The sequence below is a fragment of the Bacillus sp. BB081 genome (genome assembly GCF_008368895.1).
In the GTDB taxonomy this organism is placed as follows: domain Bacteria; phylum Bacillota; class Bacilli; order Bacillales; family Bacillaceae_G; genus Bacillus_A; species Bacillus_A wiedmannii.
Map to the genome: position 1 here is coordinate 1 of NZ_QOZX01000059.1, position 15469 is coordinate 15469.

Consider the following 15469-nt stretch of genomic DNA (forward strand, 5'->3'; position numbering starts at 1 on the left):
AAGGATTTTATGCCAATTATGAAAGACTGATTATAGGAAAGAAAGTAGTTCATATTCAGTCTATTGGAGAAGTGAAAACAAGCCAACAACTACCAAGAAACAAAAAGCCATCCAATCCAAGAGTTATCTTTGATGGTCGTCACTGGTGGATGAGTGTAGGGTTCCAAGAAGACTTTGAATCACAAGAACTAACCAATGAGTCGATTGGTGTGGATGTTGGTTTAAAAGGGCTGTTTGTAGCTTCTAATGGTATGAAAGAACGAAATATAAACAAAGATGCCAAGGTTAAAAAGCTTTTGAAAAGGAAAAAGTCAGCGCAAAGAGATATGTCTAGGAGATTTAAAAAAGGTGTAAAAATTCAGTCTGTCGGATATGAAAAAGCTAAAACTGAGCACCTGCGGTTATCTAGGAAAATTACGAATATCCGAAATAACCATATCCATCAAGCAACAGCTAACTTGGTGAAAACCAAACCAATGAGAATTGTTGTGGAAGACTTACCTATCTCAAACCTGTTAAAAAACAAAAAACTATCGAAAGCATTTTCCTTTCAAAAATTAAACTTCTTCTTTCAATGTTTGTCATACAAGTGCGAGAAGTATGGCATTGCGTATGTAAAAGCTGATAAATGGTTCGCCTCAAGCAAGATTTGCTCATGTTGCGGAGTAAAATACGACCATTCAGTTCAACCAGAAGGACAGTGGAGTTTAAAAATACGTGAGTGGCGTTGTGTTGGGTGCAATAGCCACCACGATAGAGATTTAAATGCTTCGATAAATTTATCAAGATGGGTAAAATAAATGCTTGATAATAGGAGGTAACGATACTGCCTCGTGTGGAGTGTTATACCCCTCGTCCCTTCGGGGTTGCGAGAACACGATGAAGCACTAACTTGTGTAAATTTGATTGAATTGTATAGATTTAGTTAAGTTTATCGTATCGGTAGAGAATGGTGAAACGTTAGAAGAAGCGATGATTCGAGAAATGAGAGAAGAAACAGGTTTAGAAGTTAAAATTAAGAAGCTACTCTATGTTTGTGATAAACCAGATGCTAGTCCATCTTTATTACATATTACGTTTCTGCTTGAAAGGATTCACGGTGAAATTACGCTACCTTCTAATGAGTTTGATCATAATCCAATTCAAGATGTGCAAATGGTACCGATTAAAGATTTAAGTCAATATGGTTTTTCGGAAACTTTTATAACTCTTATAAGTGAAGGTTTTGCAAGTGCAGGGAGTTATCAAGGCTTGAAACAAAATATAGGCTTGTAAATATAGTTGAAGGATAGCAGTTAGCTATCCTTCATAAACATGTTTTATACCGCCGACTGTAAAGAAGAAACAAGCTGATTTAAAAACTCGTCCCCAGTCATAAGCGCTTTCCCACCACCGCGCGCACTCTTTTTATTTCCGCCACCTTTTCCCTCAATTGTAGGAAGTGCCTCTTTTAAAAGAGCATTCATCTCGAGCGTGACTGTTTTTCCACAAGCGAGGATGCATTGTAGTTTGTCCTCATTTTCAATAACGAAATATGTAATGGCATGCTCTTGTTGTTCTGTAATAATGGCAGAAAGCTTTGCGATTTCTTGCATAGAACGATTTGTAAATACTTTAGAAATAAGTATGCCGGCATGTATTTCCGTAGGCTGTTGAAGTAGTTCATTTGCCTCTGCAAATAATAATTTTTCATTCATTGTTTGTAGTGCTTTTTCATTTTCTTTTTGAGAAGTAAGAAGTTGTGCTACTTTTGCGGGGATATCACTCTCGCTACTGTTTAATTGTTTAGAAACATCTTTCATAATTTGTAGTTGTTGGCCCATTAAATTTAGTGTGCGCCAACCAGCGATAAACGTTAATCGTATGCCACCTTTATTGCGCTCCCACCCTAGTACTTGAATAGGACCTACTTCACCTGTACGTTTCGGATGCGTTCCGCCACAGCCGTTGTAGTCGAAGTTCTCAATTATAACAACACGTATATTTTCTGTTAAAGTCGGTTCTTTACGAAGGGGTAATGCTTTTGCTTCTTCTAAGTTCATCCACAGGGTGCGGATTGGATGGTTTTCAAAAACAATTTTGTTTGCAATTTGTACCGCTTTTTCAACCGTTTCCGCATGAAGATTTTCTGTTTCTAAATCAATTGTTACCGTTTCTTTACCAAGGTGGAATCCAATCGTAGGTATGTTAAAATGGTCCGAAAAAGCAGCAGATAAAATGTGCTGAGCCGCATGTTGCTGCATATGATCAAAACGGCGCTCCCAATTGATTTTACCTTCTACTTCTTCTGTATGTAATTTTTCTACAATGAAGTGACGAATTTCTCCATGTATCTCTTCTACATTGATTACATCGATATCATTTAATGTGCCAGTATCATGCGGTTGTCCGCCACCTGTCGGATAAAATGCGGTCTCGTTTAAAACGACGTATAAGTTACCGTCTTTATCATAATCTTGCTTTATAACTTTTGTAGTAAAGTCTTGCTTATAAGCGTCAGTGTAATATAATTTTTGCTCCAATTTTCTTTCCCCTTTCGCGTTCACTAGTTTCATTGTAAAGCAATTGAAATTAGTTTCCTAATATTTCAGAAGAAAGAAACTATTTTTAGAATTTTCTTGCTATAATAAGAAGAAAATGCGGGGGTGGAATGAATATGTTATATGAAAACGGCGTAGATAAACTGCTTAGTTTAAGCAAAAATATTTCTGAATTGTATCGAGAATTAAATGAAATGACCCGGATTTTAACGGATTGTAATCGAGAAAGTGTGAAGTTTGATCGGTTATATGTAAAAGAGTTACTGTGGAAGAAAGAAGATGTAATAGAGAAATATGACCAGCTACTTGTGCAACTTTGTATAAATGAATGCTTTGATTTAAAAAGTGTCATTACAGGGGAATATAAGTATACATATGAAGAAGTAGAAAATATCGTTTTACAATTTAATGAGAAGTATAATGTCGTAATTTTAATTAAAGATGTTTGTAAAGAATTACAGTTTACATATGGCATAGATATGGAAATAACGAGAACAGCTCGGGTATCAACAGCTCAAGTATAAAAAGGGAAAAGAAAGCAGATCCTTTGCTTTCTTTTTTTATGTGAAAATAGGGAGAGTAGGTTTAACAATGAAAGGGAAGTTACAAAATATTCATCCGTTAGGAATGACAATTATAATAGGGACTTTATTTGCGAGGTTCGCCACGTCAATGAGTATTCCATTTTTAGCAATTTATTTAACGACTGTTAAAGGCGTATCAGCTGGAATGACGGGTGCTATTATCGGAACGAGTGCACTTGTTGGAGTGTTTGCTAGTTTTATCGGAGGGAATTTATCGGATCGATTCGGCCGAAACATGATTATAATATGGTCTATGATTGCTTGGGTGTTTGTATTTATAGGTTTTTCATTTGCAAATCATGTTTTAAGTTTCTTTTTATTAAATGCTTTAAATGGATTATGTCGATCTTTTTTTGAGCCGACGTCAAGAGCATTATTATCAGATTTAACGAAACCAGAGTATCGTTTACTCGTATATAATTTGCGTTACGGTGCAATAAATGTTGGAGTAGCGATTGGCCCACTTGTCGGGTTACAGATTGGAAGTGCAAAATCTACAATTCCTTTTTTAGTAGCAGCTGGAGTATACATTCTATATACAGCTATATTAGCGTTCCAATTTAAGAAGTATCCAATCGAAAAAAAGAAAGTGAATACAGAAAAGCCTGTCACAATGTTAAATGCAGTTCGTATATTGCGAAAGGATGTCGTATTTTTAGTTGCTTTAGTCGGTATTATTTTGAGTAATTGTGGCTTTTCACACTTAACGACAACAGTATCTCAATATTTTGCAAATGCACATATATTTCAGGATGGAGTGACATTGTTTTCGTATATGTTAGCTTTAAATGCGATTGTTGTAGTCGTAATTCAATACCCTGTTATTCAAATATGTAAAAAGTATACACCGTTAACATCAATTATGGTTGGAACTTTATTTGTGAGCGGAGGATTGTTTGGATTTGGAATAGTAGAATCTACGCTAGGTGCTGCTGTCTGCACAATTATTTTTACAATTGGAGAAGTTTTAATGTTTTCCATGACAGATGTATTTATTGATGATATAGCTGTTTCACATTTAAAAGGAACATATTTTGGAGCAATGGGATTTTCAGGGATTGGAGCAGTAATTGGTCCATGGTTTGGGGGAGTGCTTCTCGATTACTACGGGTATCAAAATGGGTTTGTAGTATTTTCAGCACTAGCTATATTTTCAACTGTAGCATTTCCTGTACTTGTAGTTACAAAAGGTTTATTGAAAAAAAGATATGATAGAAATTGTAATTTAGAATTACATGCGAAATAAAATAAGCCCCAGCAGATGACTGGGGCTTATTTTTGTATTTATCCCGCATTAACGGGCAGTAAGAACCCACACCTAAAAATTCAGTGAAAGCAAAGAAGTTAGGTGGGGGATCAACTGCCCGTAAAAGCCCGATTGGTGAAGGCTAATAATCAGTGGGGGATGAAGCCCCCACTGATTAAAGTTTCACTTTATCCCGCTATTTGCGGGCAGTAAAACTCCCATTGATTAAAGCTTTACTTTATTTTAATTCTCAATTTGAAAAAGAACCTTTTTTTCATGTTTATTAGCAACTTCATTTTTGGAAATATGAATGGCTAAATATCCATTCTCTAAGCAGGCTAGCATCTTCTTATAAATAATAGTAGCGGGTAAAGGAATGATCCGTTGCAAAGAACTATTATTATGAAGTATGCAAATATTTAGGCCTGTCTCCATCTTTTTAATAACTACATTTTGTTCGGATACATTTGGTACATCTGTTTCCAAAATGTACTCTTGTTCAGTTTCGCAAAGGTCAATATGAATTTGATTTGGGAAACTAAAGTTACTACAAGAATCAGAACAAAATTGATCCATCCATTCTTCGAAACCATCAACATGAAAAAGACAATCCTTCTTTTTCTTGCCCATGTAAGACACCCTCCGTAAAATCTCAATTCATACTATGTTATGCATGAATGAAGTAGGGGTGAAGAATAAATGGAAAAATATAAACATTGTATGTGACAAAGGTAGCTAGTGTGAACCTTTTGTTTTACATATCATGATGTGCATGATTTTTTTGGCGTGAATGGTTACGGTTTTTTACTTTATGAGATCCGCTTAATGGTTCAGGTTGTCCCTTTTTTTCTTTCGCTTCACGATTGTTTTTTTCCATTGTATGTGACACCTCCTCTTTCTCTTTAGAATGAGAGAAGTTTGCAAATTTATACGAGAATGTTTTTAGAAAAAAAGGTAAAGATAAATGGGACTAACTATTATGGAAAGGGGATTATATAATGCCATATCATAAAGATAAACAACAAGCTTTTCAAGCAGCGCAGCAAGGAGTTACACAAGCAGAACATGCATTTAACAACATTGTGAAAAATGATCCAAACTACGGTCATGATCTAAAAGAATTACGCCAAGAGGTTCAGGAAGCGTATGAACAGATTCAAAATGCGTTAGAAGTAGCTTCAGAAACACAACGTCCACAACTTGAGCAATACGAAAATAATCTCCAAAACATTATGCGAAATGTAGATCAATTAGAAAAGTAAATGAGGTTGTTGTGTATTCGACAACCTCCTACTTTAATGAACATTATGCTAAAACAGAAAATTTTTTTAGTGGTTTTTTCTTTATTATGCGCAGTACATATATTTCAAGTGGAAAAAGTGGAAGCGAAAATGTTGCTCAGAAAAGAGCTAGAACCAACTGGCTATGTAACATGGGAAGTACCTAATAATGAAAAGATTATTGCCATTACATTTGATGATGGACCAGATCCGACTTATACAACACAAATTTTACATTTATTACGTCAATATAAAGCAGAAGCGACTTTTTTTATGATTGGATTTCGAGTTCAGCGTAATCCATATTTAGTGAAACAAGTGTTAAAAGAGGGACATGAAATTGGAAATCATACGATGAACCATTTGTATGCGAGTAATTCATCAGATGAAAAATTAGAAAATGATATTTTAGATGGAAAGAAATTTTTTAAAAAATGGGTGAAAGAACCTTTACTATTCCGTCCTCCTGGCGGATATATTAACGATGCTGTATTTAAAACAGCGAAAGAAGCTGGTTATCAAACTGTTCTATGGTCGTGGCATCAAGATCCACGTGATTGGGCGAATCCAGGGGTTGAATCCATTGTAAATCATGTAGTGAAAAATGCTAAAAGTGGAGATATTGTATTATTACATGATGGAGGAAATGATCGTAGTCAAACAGTAGCAGCGCTAGCAAAAATTTTACCTGAGCTGAAAAAACAAGGATATCGATTTGTAACGGTTTCGGAATTACTACGTTATAAACATTAGAAAAAATCCCAAAAGGAAAATATGCCTTTTGGGATTTTTTGTTACTGGTTCTTTTTACGTTTTTTATTATTTTGTCGCTCTGCGGGAGTTAAAGGTTCGTTTGCAAATTCTTCATTGTAACCAGTTGCTTGTCCTTGTGCAGATGCCGCATTCATTCCTGAAATAGTATGATTTGCTTTTCTTTTACCCATTTTATTTCACCTCTATAATATTTTTTGTATGTTGAATGATGAGCAGTTCATAGTATGTATGAACTGTAAGTAAAGCACTAATAGAGCACTTTACTTTATGGTAATAGTATTCATAAGGAGCGTGAACACTATTCAAATTTAGAAACATAAAGAAAACTTATGATAATCTATAAGTTTCTTATTATTTACTTATTTAGAAAGTTGTAATAAGATATTATCGTAAGGTATTGAAAAGTTTGTCTACATTTTATATTCAGACAACTTAGTCACGTTTAACAGGGGGGAAACATAATGGTCAAACATAATCCATTTCAATCACGTGCAACTTTTGAAGTAGATGGAAAAACGTATCATTATTATGATTTGAAAGCGCTTGAAAATACAGGGGTTGGCAACGTATCTCAATTACCATATTCCGTGAAAGTTTTACTTGAATCAGTACTTCGTCAAGTAGACGGACGTGTAATTACAGAAGAACATGTTACAAATTTAGCGAAATGGGGAACGAAAGATGTGCAAGATATCGATGTTCCATTTAAACCATCTCGTGTAATTTTACAAGATTTCACTGGTGTTCCAGCTGTTGTAGATTTGGCTTCGCTTCGTAAAGCAATGGCAGATATGGGCGGGGATCCTGATAAAATTAATCCAGAAATTACTGTAGACCTTGTAATTGACCACTCTGTACAGGTTGATAGAGCGGGTACGGCAGACGCGCTTGCATTCAACATGGACTTAGAGTTTAAACGTAATGAAGAACGTTATAAATTTTTAAGCTGGGCACAAAAATCATTTGATAACTATCGCGCAGTGCCACCAGCTACAGGTATTGTACACCAAGTAAACCTTGAATATTTAGCACCAGTTGTTCATGCTGTGAAAAATGCTGAAGGTGACTTAGTTGCATACCCAGATTCATTAGTTGGAACAGACTCACATACAACAATGATTAACGGTATCGGCGTTCTTGGATGGGGCGTTGGTGGTATTGAAGCGGAAGCAGGAATGCTTGGACAGCCTTCATACTTCCCAGTACCTGAAGTAATCGGTGTGAAATTAACTGGTACACTTCCAAGTGGTACTACAGCAACTGACGTTGCATTAAAAGTAACACAAGTATTACGTCAAAAAGGTGTAGTTGGTAAATTCGTTGAGTTCTTCGGTAATGGACTAAAGAGCATGCCTTTAGCTGACCGTGCAACAATTTCAAACATGGCACCAGAATACGGTGCAACTTGTGGATTCTTCCCAATTGACGATATTTCATTAGAATACTTACGTTTAACAGGTAGAGATGAAGAGCAAATTCGCATTGTTGAAGAATACTGTAAAGCAAATGGTTTATTCTATACAGCAGACAGCAAAGATCCAATTTACACTGATCTTGTTGAAATTGATTTAAATACAATCGAATCTAACCTTTCTGGACCGAAACGCCCACAAGATTTAATTCCACTTTCAGATATGAAAGATGCGTTCCATAAAGCTGTTGTAGCACCAGTTGGAACACAAGGACTTGGATTTAATGAGCAAGAGTTCGATAAAGAAGTGAAGGTTACATTAGAAGATAAAGAAGTAACGATGAAAACAGGTGCAATTGCAATCGCTGCAATTACAAGCTGTACAAATACATCAAACCCATACGTATTAATTGGGGCAGGTCTAGTTGCGAAGAAAGCAATTGAAAAAGGGCTTGTAGTACCTGAGTACGTAAAAACATCATTAGCACCAGGATCTAAAGTTGTTACTGAATACTTAGATAAATCAGGTTTAACAACATATTTAGATCAATTAGGTTTCCAAACAGTTGGTTACGGTTGTACGACTTGTATCGGTAACTCTGGTCCGTTAGCAGAGGAATTAGAAGAAGCAATCGCAGCAAACGATTTATTAGTAACATCTGTTTTATCTGGTAACCGTAACTTTGAAGGTCGTATTCATCCACTTGTAAAAGCAAACTACTTAGCATCACCACCACTTGTTGTGGCATATGCACTTGCAGGTACTGTTGATATTGACCTGAAAAATGATGCAATCGGTAAAGATGCAAATGGCAATGCTGTTTACTTCAAGGACATTTGGCCATCAGCTAAAGAAATTGAAGATGTAGTTCAAAACGTTGTTACATCTGAACTGTTCAAGAAAGAATATGCACAAGTATTTAACAGCAATGAGCGCTGGAATGAAATCCAAACTTCAAATGAAGCTTTATATACTTGGGATAATGATTCAACTTATATTCAAAACCCACCGTTCTTTGAAGGATTATCTAAAGAGCCAGGTGAAGTTGAAACGTTATCAGATTTACGCATAGTTGGTAAATTTGGAGACTCTGTAACGACAGACCATATTTCACCAGCAGGTTCAATCGGTAAGCACACACCAGCTGGACGCTACTTATTAGAAAACGGCGTACAACCAGTTGACTTCAACTCTTACGGTTCTCGTCGTGGTAACCATGAAGTTATGATGCGTGGTACATTCGCGAACATCCGTATTAAAAACCAAATTGCACCAGGAACAGAAGGTGGATATACAACATATTGGCCAACTGGTGAAGTAACATCTATCTATGATGCTGCTATGAAATATAAGGAAGATGGCACAGGTCTTCTAGTTGTTGCTGGTAAAGATTACGGTATGGGAAGTTCTCGTGACTGGGCTGCGAAAGGTACAAACTTATTAGGTATTAAAGCAGTAATCGCAGAAAGCTTCGAACGTATTCACCGCAGTAACTTAGTGTTAATGGGTGTGTTACCACTTCAATTTAAAGATGGCGAAAGCGCTGAAACATTAGGTCTTGTTGGTAACGAGTCATTTGAAATTCAAATTGACAAAACAGTTAGACCACGCGATCTTGTAAAAGTAGTTGCAACTGATGCAGATGGCAACGAAAAACAATTTGAAGTAGTAGCTCGTTTCGATAGTGAAGTTGAAATTGACTACTACCGTCACGGTGGTATCCTACAAATGGTTCTTCGTGAGAAAATTGAAGAGTCAAAAGTGTCGAACTAAATAATTGAAAAGAACGATAAGGAAGCTAACAACTGTTAGCTTCCTTATTTTATGGAAAGGGATGAAACCATTTGGTTTCATCCCTTTCTTTTTACTTTAAAAAAATGGAGGAGAGGTCATGAAAGAATATAAAAGAATATTGTTACCGTTACAGAAAGAAAAAATGTTAGTAATAGCAGCTGTATGCAGTGGACTCTTTGCAGCTATTTTAAACTTATCCCGTCCAATTTTCATGGGATTAATTGTAGATAACCTTATTCAACGGGAGTTAAAGGAGGTGTATCTTTACATTACTTTGTTTGCAGCTAGCCGCTTGTTAATGTGGGTGAACAATCTTTCATTTGATTATGTAAGTTCAAAAGCGAGTCAGCGAATATTACGAGAGAAGCGTATAGATGTATTGCGTCATTTCTTCTCATTACCGTTTGAAGAGAGTGAGAAAATTAAACAAGGAGAGTTAGAGACGTTAGTTGTGTCTGATATTCCAAACTGGATCAGATTATATGGGTCCATATTAATAGAATATATACACGCCATTGCACAATTTATAGGTGCGTTCATAGCACTACAACATATAGATATACAGTTCATATTGTGGGTAACTCCGTTTTTATTTTTTAGTGCAACGGTTCCGATGGTGATGGGGAAAAAGGTAAGGAATATTGCAAGCATTGCTCAAAAGAATCAATCAAGTGTTGTAGAGATGGTGTCACAGTTTGTAAAAGGAGCACAAGATTTATGTAGTTTGCAAAAAGAAAAGTGGGCCATTCGCTTATTTAAAGGAGTAACAGTACAATCTTATAAAACAGAAGTAAAGAAGACGATGATGCAAAACTGTATTGGAGTAGTTGGGACAGTGATTGAAACAGGAGCATATATCGTTGTTCTCATTATAGGCGCGCAAAAAATAATGAAGGGGGAAATGGAAGTTGGTTCACTTGTTGCCGTGTTAGCTACAATTGAAATGCTCTTTTTTCCAGTGCGTTACGTTGGCGATTTATTAATGATGACACAAGTTGCAGTCGCTTCGGCAAATAGAGTTTTTTCTTTTTTAGATAAACGAGGGGCAGATAGTAAGGTAGAAAGAGCGATGGGGATGACGATAACAAATGTTTCATTTCAGGAGAATGATGAAGCAAAATACAGAATTAAGAATATGGATTTGCAAATTCAACCTGGTGAACTCGTTATTATTGTGGGGGAAAGTGGTGCAGGAAAAACAACGCTTTTAAAATTAATGACGGGTTTGTATAAACCATCTAACGGTAGCATTGTTTATTATGGTAATGAGGCTCGTATGACTACAGTGTGGCAAGAACCTCGTTTCTTTCGGACGACAGTAAAAGAGAATATGTATTTCGGAGAAGAGTATTTAGAAGATCAATTAGAAAAAAATATTGAACTTGTAAATGTGAAACCGATTATTAGTGATTTACCTAGGGGAATTGAAACTGTACTACATAAAAGCGGGGAAGAGTTTTCGGGAGGGGAAAGAAAACGTCTTGCATTATTACGCGCTATTGGTTCAAATCCGAATCTTATTATTTTAGATGAACCGACTGCGGGATTAGATCCGGGCAATCAAGAAACTGTTTGGAATATGATAGAAGGATTAGGAAGAGGGGTCACGAGAATTGTGGCAACACATGATGTAGAGAAAGCGATACTAGCAGATCATGTTGTTATAATGAGAGAAGGAAGTATTGTTGCATGTGGAAGTCCTGAAAAATTAATAAATAGTCATTCGTTTTTACAGAGATATGAATAAAGATAAGAGCAGTGCTCTTATCTTTATTCAGCATCATTTATTTGATACTCGATAGATTCGGAGTGATTCAGATCAACGTTAAAAGTAGCAGTCATAAGGAAAGTTACAATTCCGAGAATTAAGAAAAGGACGAATGAGACTAGAGAGACGTAGAGACAAATACGCCCTACTTTCTTTTTTTCAAGATCTTTACTAAAGAGTGAAATGATCCATGTAATAATGCCGATTGGGTATAAAAGAAAACTAAGAATATATAATGTTATTTTTTCGAATGAATTCATAAACAATCCCCCTTTTGTTGAAGGTTATATAAGAAAGTAAAAAGGTGAATGGATCCATAAGAAGATAAGCAACATGTCATCTGTTTTTCTAATTATATGATAAAAAGGAAAAAACTTCACTTTAAATAAGAATATTCTAATTATTTTGACTGTGAATATTTCCAAGCTTGTCCGTATAAGCTAAAATAAGGTATATAGTATTTGGGTAATTAGGTTAATAAGAAGATAAATACGTTAGGGTGATATAAAATGTGGCGGAAGCTTACGATTATTGTAGTGTTACTTTGTTTAGCGGGATATGCAGCTTATGAACAGTTTGGTAAAAAAGACGAGGCGGTACAAGGGGAGCAAGAAAAAAGTGAAGCTGCTATGAAAGAGATGATTGCAAGTAATGGTATCGAAATAGGGAAGAGTGCGCCAAACTTTGAATTAACGAAGTTAGATGGAACGAATGTAAAGTTATCAGATTTGAAAGGAAAGAAAGTGATTTTAAACTTTTGGGCAACGTGGTGTGGACCTTGCCAGCAAGAAATGCCGGATATGGAGGCTTTCTATAAAGAACATAAAGAAAATGTAGAAATTTTAGCAATAAATTATACGCCTTCAGAAAAGGGCGGAGGAGTAGAAAAGGTAAGCAATTTTGCAAAAGAAAAAGGAATTACTTTTCCTATTTTATTGGACAAGAACATTGATGTGACAACAGCGTATAAAGTAATTACGATTCCAACTTCGTATTTTATAGATACGAAAGGTGTCATTCAAGATAAGTTTATTGGACCGATGACGCAAAAAGAGATGGAGAAACGGATTGCTAAATTAAAATAATGGTGAAAAGGTAGAGGTGGAAAGTTACCATTTCTGCCTTTTCTTTTTCACGTAGTGATAGCAGCATGTTATGATAAAAGAAATATAAACGTTTAGAGGTAAAGGAGTGTTTGGAGTGGGGAATATATCCTTACCGTTAGATTATGTTGTAATTGATTTTGAAACAACAGGATTTAACCCTTATAATGATAAAATTATTCAAGTAGCAGCAGTGAAATATCGTAATCATGAACTAGTAGATCAATTTGTTTCCTATGTGAATCCAGAGCGTTCAATTCCGGACCGAATAACGAGTTTAACAGGTATTACAAACTATCGTGTTTCAGATGCACCGACGATTGAAGAAGTATTACCTTTATTTTTAGCATTTTTACATACAAATGTTATTGTCGCTCATAATGCATCTTTTGATATGCGTTTTTTAAAAAGTAATGTAAATATGCTTGGGCTGCCTGAACCTCAAAATAAAGTGATTGATACTGTGTTTTTAGCGAAGAAATATATGAAGCACGCACCTAATCATAAACTTGAAACGTTAAAGCGAATGCTTGGCATTCGTTTAAGTTCTCATAATGCATTTGATGATTGTATTACTTGTGCAGCTGTTTATCAAAAATGTGCATCTATTGAAGAAGAAACAAACAGGAAATCGAATACAGAAGTACTTGATGAAACAGTAGTATATGAAGCAGTAAAAAAGATACTTGTACGAAATAAACGTGATATCGAATGGATTCGTTGTATGAATGTAGGAAGCTATTTAGATATAAAAGCTTTTTATCCAGTTATGAGAGTAAAAGTAAAAGGGCGAAAGAAATACGTATTAACAGAGATATTAGAAGATGATGTGAAAGAAATATGTACGAGTTTAAATTGTGAACCCGCGTTAAAAAGTGAAGTTGGTAATACGAGAATTATGCTTAATAGCTTAGAGGATGTCCTGAAATTAGAAAGTTATATTTTAGGACAGTATGATTTCGTACTGCAAGCGCTAAGTGAGTATAAACAAAGTGAAATGAATGCAGATGAAAAGCTAAAAGAATATTTAAATATAATGGTATAAATAACTCCGTGTACAAGAAGTTGTACACGGAGTTTTTTTAGGAGTACTAAAAAATAAAATTTTCTTACAAATCTGATTAAAGAGTTTTTCATTTGCTCATACTATGTATAGTAAGAATGCGAAGGAGAGAGGGTGAACAGCATGAGAAGAAGTCGCCGTAAATCATTTGACGAACTTGTGAAAGAAAATAAACAACAATTATTAAGTGATCGTGATGCAATCGATCGCATTGAAGAGCGTATTGAAAAACGTTATGAAATGCAACTTTTTAAGCAAGCTGAATAATTCTTAACACTAGTACGATACTAGTGTTAAGGAGGCGATAGTAATGGGTAATCCGAAAAAGAATTCAAAAGACTTTGCACCGAATCATATTGGAACACAATCAAAAAAAGCTGGTGGCAATAAAGGAAAGCAAATGCAAGACCAAACAGGCAAACAACCGATTGTTGATAACGGTTAAAAAGGGAGAATGTTGTCATTCTTCTTTTTGTGACGGATTTTTAATAGTCAAAAAGGGCTGACTTATGTCAGCCCTTTTTCGTAATCGTAAAATTTTCAACGAGTAAACGCCAATTTTGCGGGAATGGTAAGCCAATCTTCCAGTAACTAATACCGCCTATACCTTGTTCTTTCATTAAATTGAATTTGCTTTGAACAGACCGTGAATCTTCAAACCAAACTTCGTGTTGAACACCATTTTCATCAAAATAATTAAAATGAGGAGCTTGAGCTGTGAAATCATAGCGGATGGGGACATTGTATTTACGAGCAAGTGCGACAGCTGCGACAGAGCTAATTGCTTTTGCAGGCGGATTGCCTTGTTTGAACGGAAGTTTCCAATCGAATCCGTATAAGTTTTGCCCCATCATAATTTTTTGGGGAGGCATTTGAGATTTTGCATATTGAAGTACTTCTTTTACAGGACCGATAGGAGAAATAGCCATCGGTGGCCCGCCTTGCCAACCCCAGTCATATGTCATAATGACGACGAAATCAACAATTTGTCCTTGTGCTTTATAATCGTGAGCTTCGAAAAATTTTCCCTTTTGATTTGAACTTGTTTTCGGTACAAGCGTTGTACTCAATGTGTATCCGTTAGGTAAGCGTGTTTTTACATTTCGTAAAAAACGATTATACGCTTCGCGATCTTCAGGTGCTACACTCTCAAAATCAAAATGAATGTCTCGCATACCATACTTCTCAGCTGTTTGTAAAATGTTAGTAATAAATTTGTTTTGAATCGATGCATCGCGTAAAATAACCGATGTCAGATCGGCACTGAAATTTCCATTTTCAATATTTGTAATAACGAGCATCGGGATGGTTTTGCCTTGCGTTGCAATATTAGCGATTTTAGCTGTTTCAGTTGGTTCTTTTAACGTACCATCTCTTTTTGCCTCGAAACTGAAGTAAGCCAAATATGTTAAAAATGGATTAATGGCACGCGTAGCGTTAACCAAACTTTCTTTTATTGGTATTGTTGAAGGTTGTAAATAAGCGATGGATTCTACTGCGCGTTTTGTCCCTTTTGGTATATATAATTGCTGTCCAACATGGAGAATGGATTTTAAAGATAAGTTATTAACCTTAGCTAAACTAGCGAGAGGTACGTTATATGTTTGAGAGATTCGATATAGGCTATCGCCAGGCTGTACATAATAATTATTCCCTTTCGTATTAACGATCAGTGCCTGACCAACGACGAGTGTTTCAGCTGGATTTAGTCCATTGTCCTTTACTATTTCGTCAGGTGTTGATCCGTACTTTGATGCCAAGCTATATACGCTATCACCGCTACGAACAGTTACAATTTGAATCATATGCTTGCTCCTTTCAGTAAAAGATTCACTGTTTTTATTTTATTTTTGATGTCACTGTATTATGATTAAATGTATGCAAGGTAGCAGAAGTGAAAGAAGG

Annotated in this window: 17 protein-coding genes and 1 pseudogene; 12 read left to right on the forward strand and 6 right to left on the reverse strand. The window is 35.7% G+C overall.

Annotated features, from left to right (window positions below):
* The coding region (locus tag DN394_RS22380; protein WP_255451647.1) for an RNA-guided endonuclease InsQ/TnpB family protein at positions 1-800 on the forward strand (800 nt) is incomplete at its 5' end.
* A 145-nt stretch (positions 801-945) separates the two neighbouring features.
* Positions 946-1275 (forward strand): annotated as a pseudogene (locus tag DN394_RS22385) (NUDIX domain-containing protein); the annotation flags it as partial.
* A gap of 44 nt (positions 1276-1319) precedes the next feature.
* Here the strand turns inward: DN394_RS22385 and DN394_RS22390 are convergent.
* Positions 1320-2522 carry an alanyl-tRNA editing protein gene (locus DN394_RS22390; protein WP_149294244.1) on the reverse strand — a complete coding sequence of 401 codons (1203 nt, stop codon included), beginning with the start codon at positions 2520-2522 and terminating at the stop codon, positions 1320-1322.
* Positions 2523-2656: 134 nt separating this feature from the next.
* Between DN394_RS22390 and DN394_RS22395 the strand changes: the two genes are divergently transcribed.
* Both DN394_RS22395 and DN394_RS22400 read left to right on the forward strand, forming a co-directional pair.
* Entirely contained in the window at positions 2657-3064 is a 408-nt protein-coding gene (locus tag DN394_RS22395; RefSeq protein ID WP_000965135.1) for a hypothetical protein, read from the forward strand.
* 67 nt (positions 3065-3131) lie between these two features.
* Entirely contained in the window at positions 3132-4370 is a 1239-nt protein-coding gene (locus DN394_RS22400; protein WP_098110339.1) for an MDR family MFS transporter, read from the forward strand.
* 243 nt (positions 4371-4613) lie between these two features.
* Here DN394_RS22400 and DN394_RS22405 read toward each other — a convergent pair whose 3' ends face one another.
* Positions 4614-5000, reverse strand: coding sequence for an Hsp20/alpha crystallin family protein (locus DN394_RS22405; RefSeq protein WP_000516738.1), 387 nt, complete (start codon positions 4998-5000; stop codon positions 4614-4616).
* 124 nt (positions 5001-5124) lie between these two features.
* Positions 5125-5247 (reverse strand): small acid-soluble spore protein P, encoded by a 123-nt coding sequence (locus tag DN394_RS22410; RefSeq protein ID WP_000414449.1) that lies wholly within the window; start codon positions 5245-5247, stop codon positions 5125-5127.
* A 121-nt stretch (positions 5248-5368) separates the two neighbouring features.
* Between DN394_RS22410 and DN394_RS22415 the strand changes: the two genes are divergently transcribed.
* Both DN394_RS22415 and pdaB read left to right on the forward strand, forming a co-directional pair.
* Entirely contained in the window at positions 5369-5632 is a 264-nt protein-coding gene (locus DN394_RS22415; RefSeq protein WP_001146292.1) for a hypothetical protein, read from the forward strand.
* Between the two features lie 45 nt (positions 5633-5677).
* Positions 5678-6403 (forward strand): polysaccharide deacetylase family sporulation protein PdaB, encoded by a 726-nt coding sequence (gene pdaB / locus DN394_RS22420; protein ID WP_096001630.1) that lies wholly within the window; start codon positions 5678-5680, stop codon positions 6401-6403.
* A gap of 41 nt (positions 6404-6444) precedes the next feature.
* Here the strand turns inward: pdaB and sspO are convergent, their stop codons facing one another.
* The gene (gene sspO / locus DN394_RS22425) at positions 6445-6594 is read right to left on the reverse strand and encodes a small acid-soluble spore protein O (RefSeq protein ID WP_000518050.1); all 150 of its coding nucleotides are present in this window, start codon (positions 6592-6594) and stop codon (positions 6445-6447) included.
* Between the two features lie 291 nt (positions 6595-6885).
* Here sspO and acnA point away from each other — a divergent pair, with 291 nt between their 5' ends.
* Both acnA and DN394_RS22435 read left to right on the forward strand, forming a co-directional pair.
* Positions 6886-9609, forward strand: a complete 2724-nt coding sequence (gene acnA, locus DN394_RS22430) for an aconitate hydratase AcnA (protein ID WP_149294245.1) — start codon at positions 6886-6888, stop codon at positions 9607-9609.
* A gap of 118 nt (positions 9610-9727) precedes the next feature.
* Positions 9728-11377: an ABC transporter ATP-binding protein gene (locus DN394_RS22435; RefSeq protein ID WP_149294246.1), complete on the forward strand. Its 1650-nt coding sequence runs from the start codon at positions 9728-9730 to the stop codon at positions 11375-11377.
* A gap of 23 nt (positions 11378-11400) precedes the next feature.
* On the opposite strand, the gene DN394_RS22440 is transcribed toward DN394_RS22435, so the two are convergent.
* A complete protein-coding gene (locus DN394_RS22440; protein ID WP_149294247.1) occupies positions 11401-11658 on the reverse strand; it encodes a hypothetical protein in 258 nt (85 codons plus the stop codon).
* A 249-nt stretch (positions 11659-11907) separates the two neighbouring features.
* Here DN394_RS22440 and DN394_RS22445 point away from each other — a divergent pair, with 249 nt between their 5' ends.
* From DN394_RS22445 to sspN, 4 genes are all read left to right on the forward strand, one after another.
* On the forward strand, positions 11908-12483 hold the full coding sequence (locus DN394_RS22445; RefSeq protein WP_000269057.1) for a redoxin domain-containing protein: 576 nt from the start codon (positions 11908-11910) through the stop codon (positions 12481-12483).
* Between the two features lie 115 nt (positions 12484-12598).
* The gene (locus DN394_RS22450) at positions 12599-13546 is read left to right on the forward strand and encodes a 3'-5' exonuclease (protein WP_088122827.1); all 948 of its coding nucleotides are present in this window, start codon (positions 12599-12601) and stop codon (positions 13544-13546) included.
* A gap of 141 nt (positions 13547-13687) precedes the next feature.
* Positions 13688-13831, forward strand: coding sequence for an FbpB family small basic protein (locus DN394_RS22455; RefSeq protein ID WP_001254698.1), 144 nt, complete (start codon positions 13688-13690; stop codon positions 13829-13831).
* A gap of 43 nt (positions 13832-13874) precedes the next feature.
* Positions 13875-14009 (forward strand): acid-soluble spore protein SspN, encoded by a 135-nt coding sequence (sspN, locus tag DN394_RS22460; protein ID WP_000527987.1) that lies wholly within the window; start codon positions 13875-13877, stop codon positions 14007-14009.
* Between the two features lie 67 nt (positions 14010-14076).
* Here the strand turns inward: sspN and DN394_RS22465 are convergent, their stop codons facing one another.
* Entirely contained in the window at positions 14077-15369 is a 1293-nt protein-coding gene (locus DN394_RS22465; protein WP_046954571.1) for a glycoside hydrolase family 18 protein, read from the reverse strand.
* Positions 15370-15469: the final 100 nt, after the last annotated feature.

What these genes read in the sequence shown, in the direction of transcription:
- DN394_RS22395 (WP_000965135.1), top strand. Translation starts at nt 2,657, where the DNA reads ATGTTATATGAAAACGGCGTAGATAAACTGCTTAGTTTAAGCAAAAAT.
- DN394_RS22400 (WP_098110339.1), top strand. Translation starts at nt 3,132, where the DNA reads ATGAAAGGGAAGTTACAAAATATTCATCCGTTAGGAATGACAATTATA.
- DN394_RS22405 (WP_000516738.1), bottom strand. Translation starts at nt 5,000, where the DNA reads ATGGGCAAGAAAAAGAAGGATTGTCTTTTTCATGTTGATGGTTTCGAA.
- DN394_RS22410 (WP_000414449.1), bottom strand. Translation starts at nt 5,247, where the DNA reads ATGGAAAAAAACAATCGTGAAGCGAAAGAAAAAAAGGGACAACCTGAA.
- DN394_RS22415 (WP_001146292.1), top strand. Translation starts at nt 5,369, where the DNA reads ATGCCATATCATAAAGATAAACAACAAGCTTTTCAAGCAGCGCAGCAA.
- pdaB (WP_096001630.1), top strand. Translation starts at nt 5,678, where the DNA reads ATGCTAAAACAGAAAATTTTTTTAGTGGTTTTTTCTTTATTATGCGCA.
- sspO (WP_000518050.1), bottom strand. Translation starts at nt 6,594, where the DNA reads ATGGGTAAAAGAAAAGCAAATCATACTATTTCAGGAATGAATGCGGCA.
- acnA (WP_149294245.1), top strand. Translation starts at nt 6,886, where the DNA reads ATGGTCAAACATAATCCATTTCAATCACGTGCAACTTTTGAAGTAGAT.
- DN394_RS22435 (WP_149294246.1), top strand. Translation starts at nt 9,728, where the DNA reads ATGAAAGAATATAAAAGAATATTGTTACCGTTACAGAAAGAAAAAATG.
- DN394_RS22440 (WP_149294247.1), bottom strand. Translation starts at nt 11,658, where the DNA reads ATGAATTCATTCGAAAAAATAACATTATATATTCTTAGTTTTCTTTTA.
- DN394_RS22445 (WP_000269057.1), top strand. Translation starts at nt 11,908, where the DNA reads ATGTGGCGGAAGCTTACGATTATTGTAGTGTTACTTTGTTTAGCGGGA.
- DN394_RS22455 (WP_001254698.1), top strand. Translation starts at nt 13,688, where the DNA reads ATGAGAAGAAGTCGCCGTAAATCATTTGACGAACTTGTGAAAGAAAAT.
- sspN (WP_000527987.1), top strand. Translation starts at nt 13,875, where the DNA reads ATGGGTAATCCGAAAAAGAATTCAAAAGACTTTGCACCGAATCATATT.
- DN394_RS22465 (WP_046954571.1), bottom strand. Translation starts at nt 15,369, where the DNA reads ATGATTCAAATTGTAACTGTTCGTAGCGGTGATAGCGTATATAGCTTG.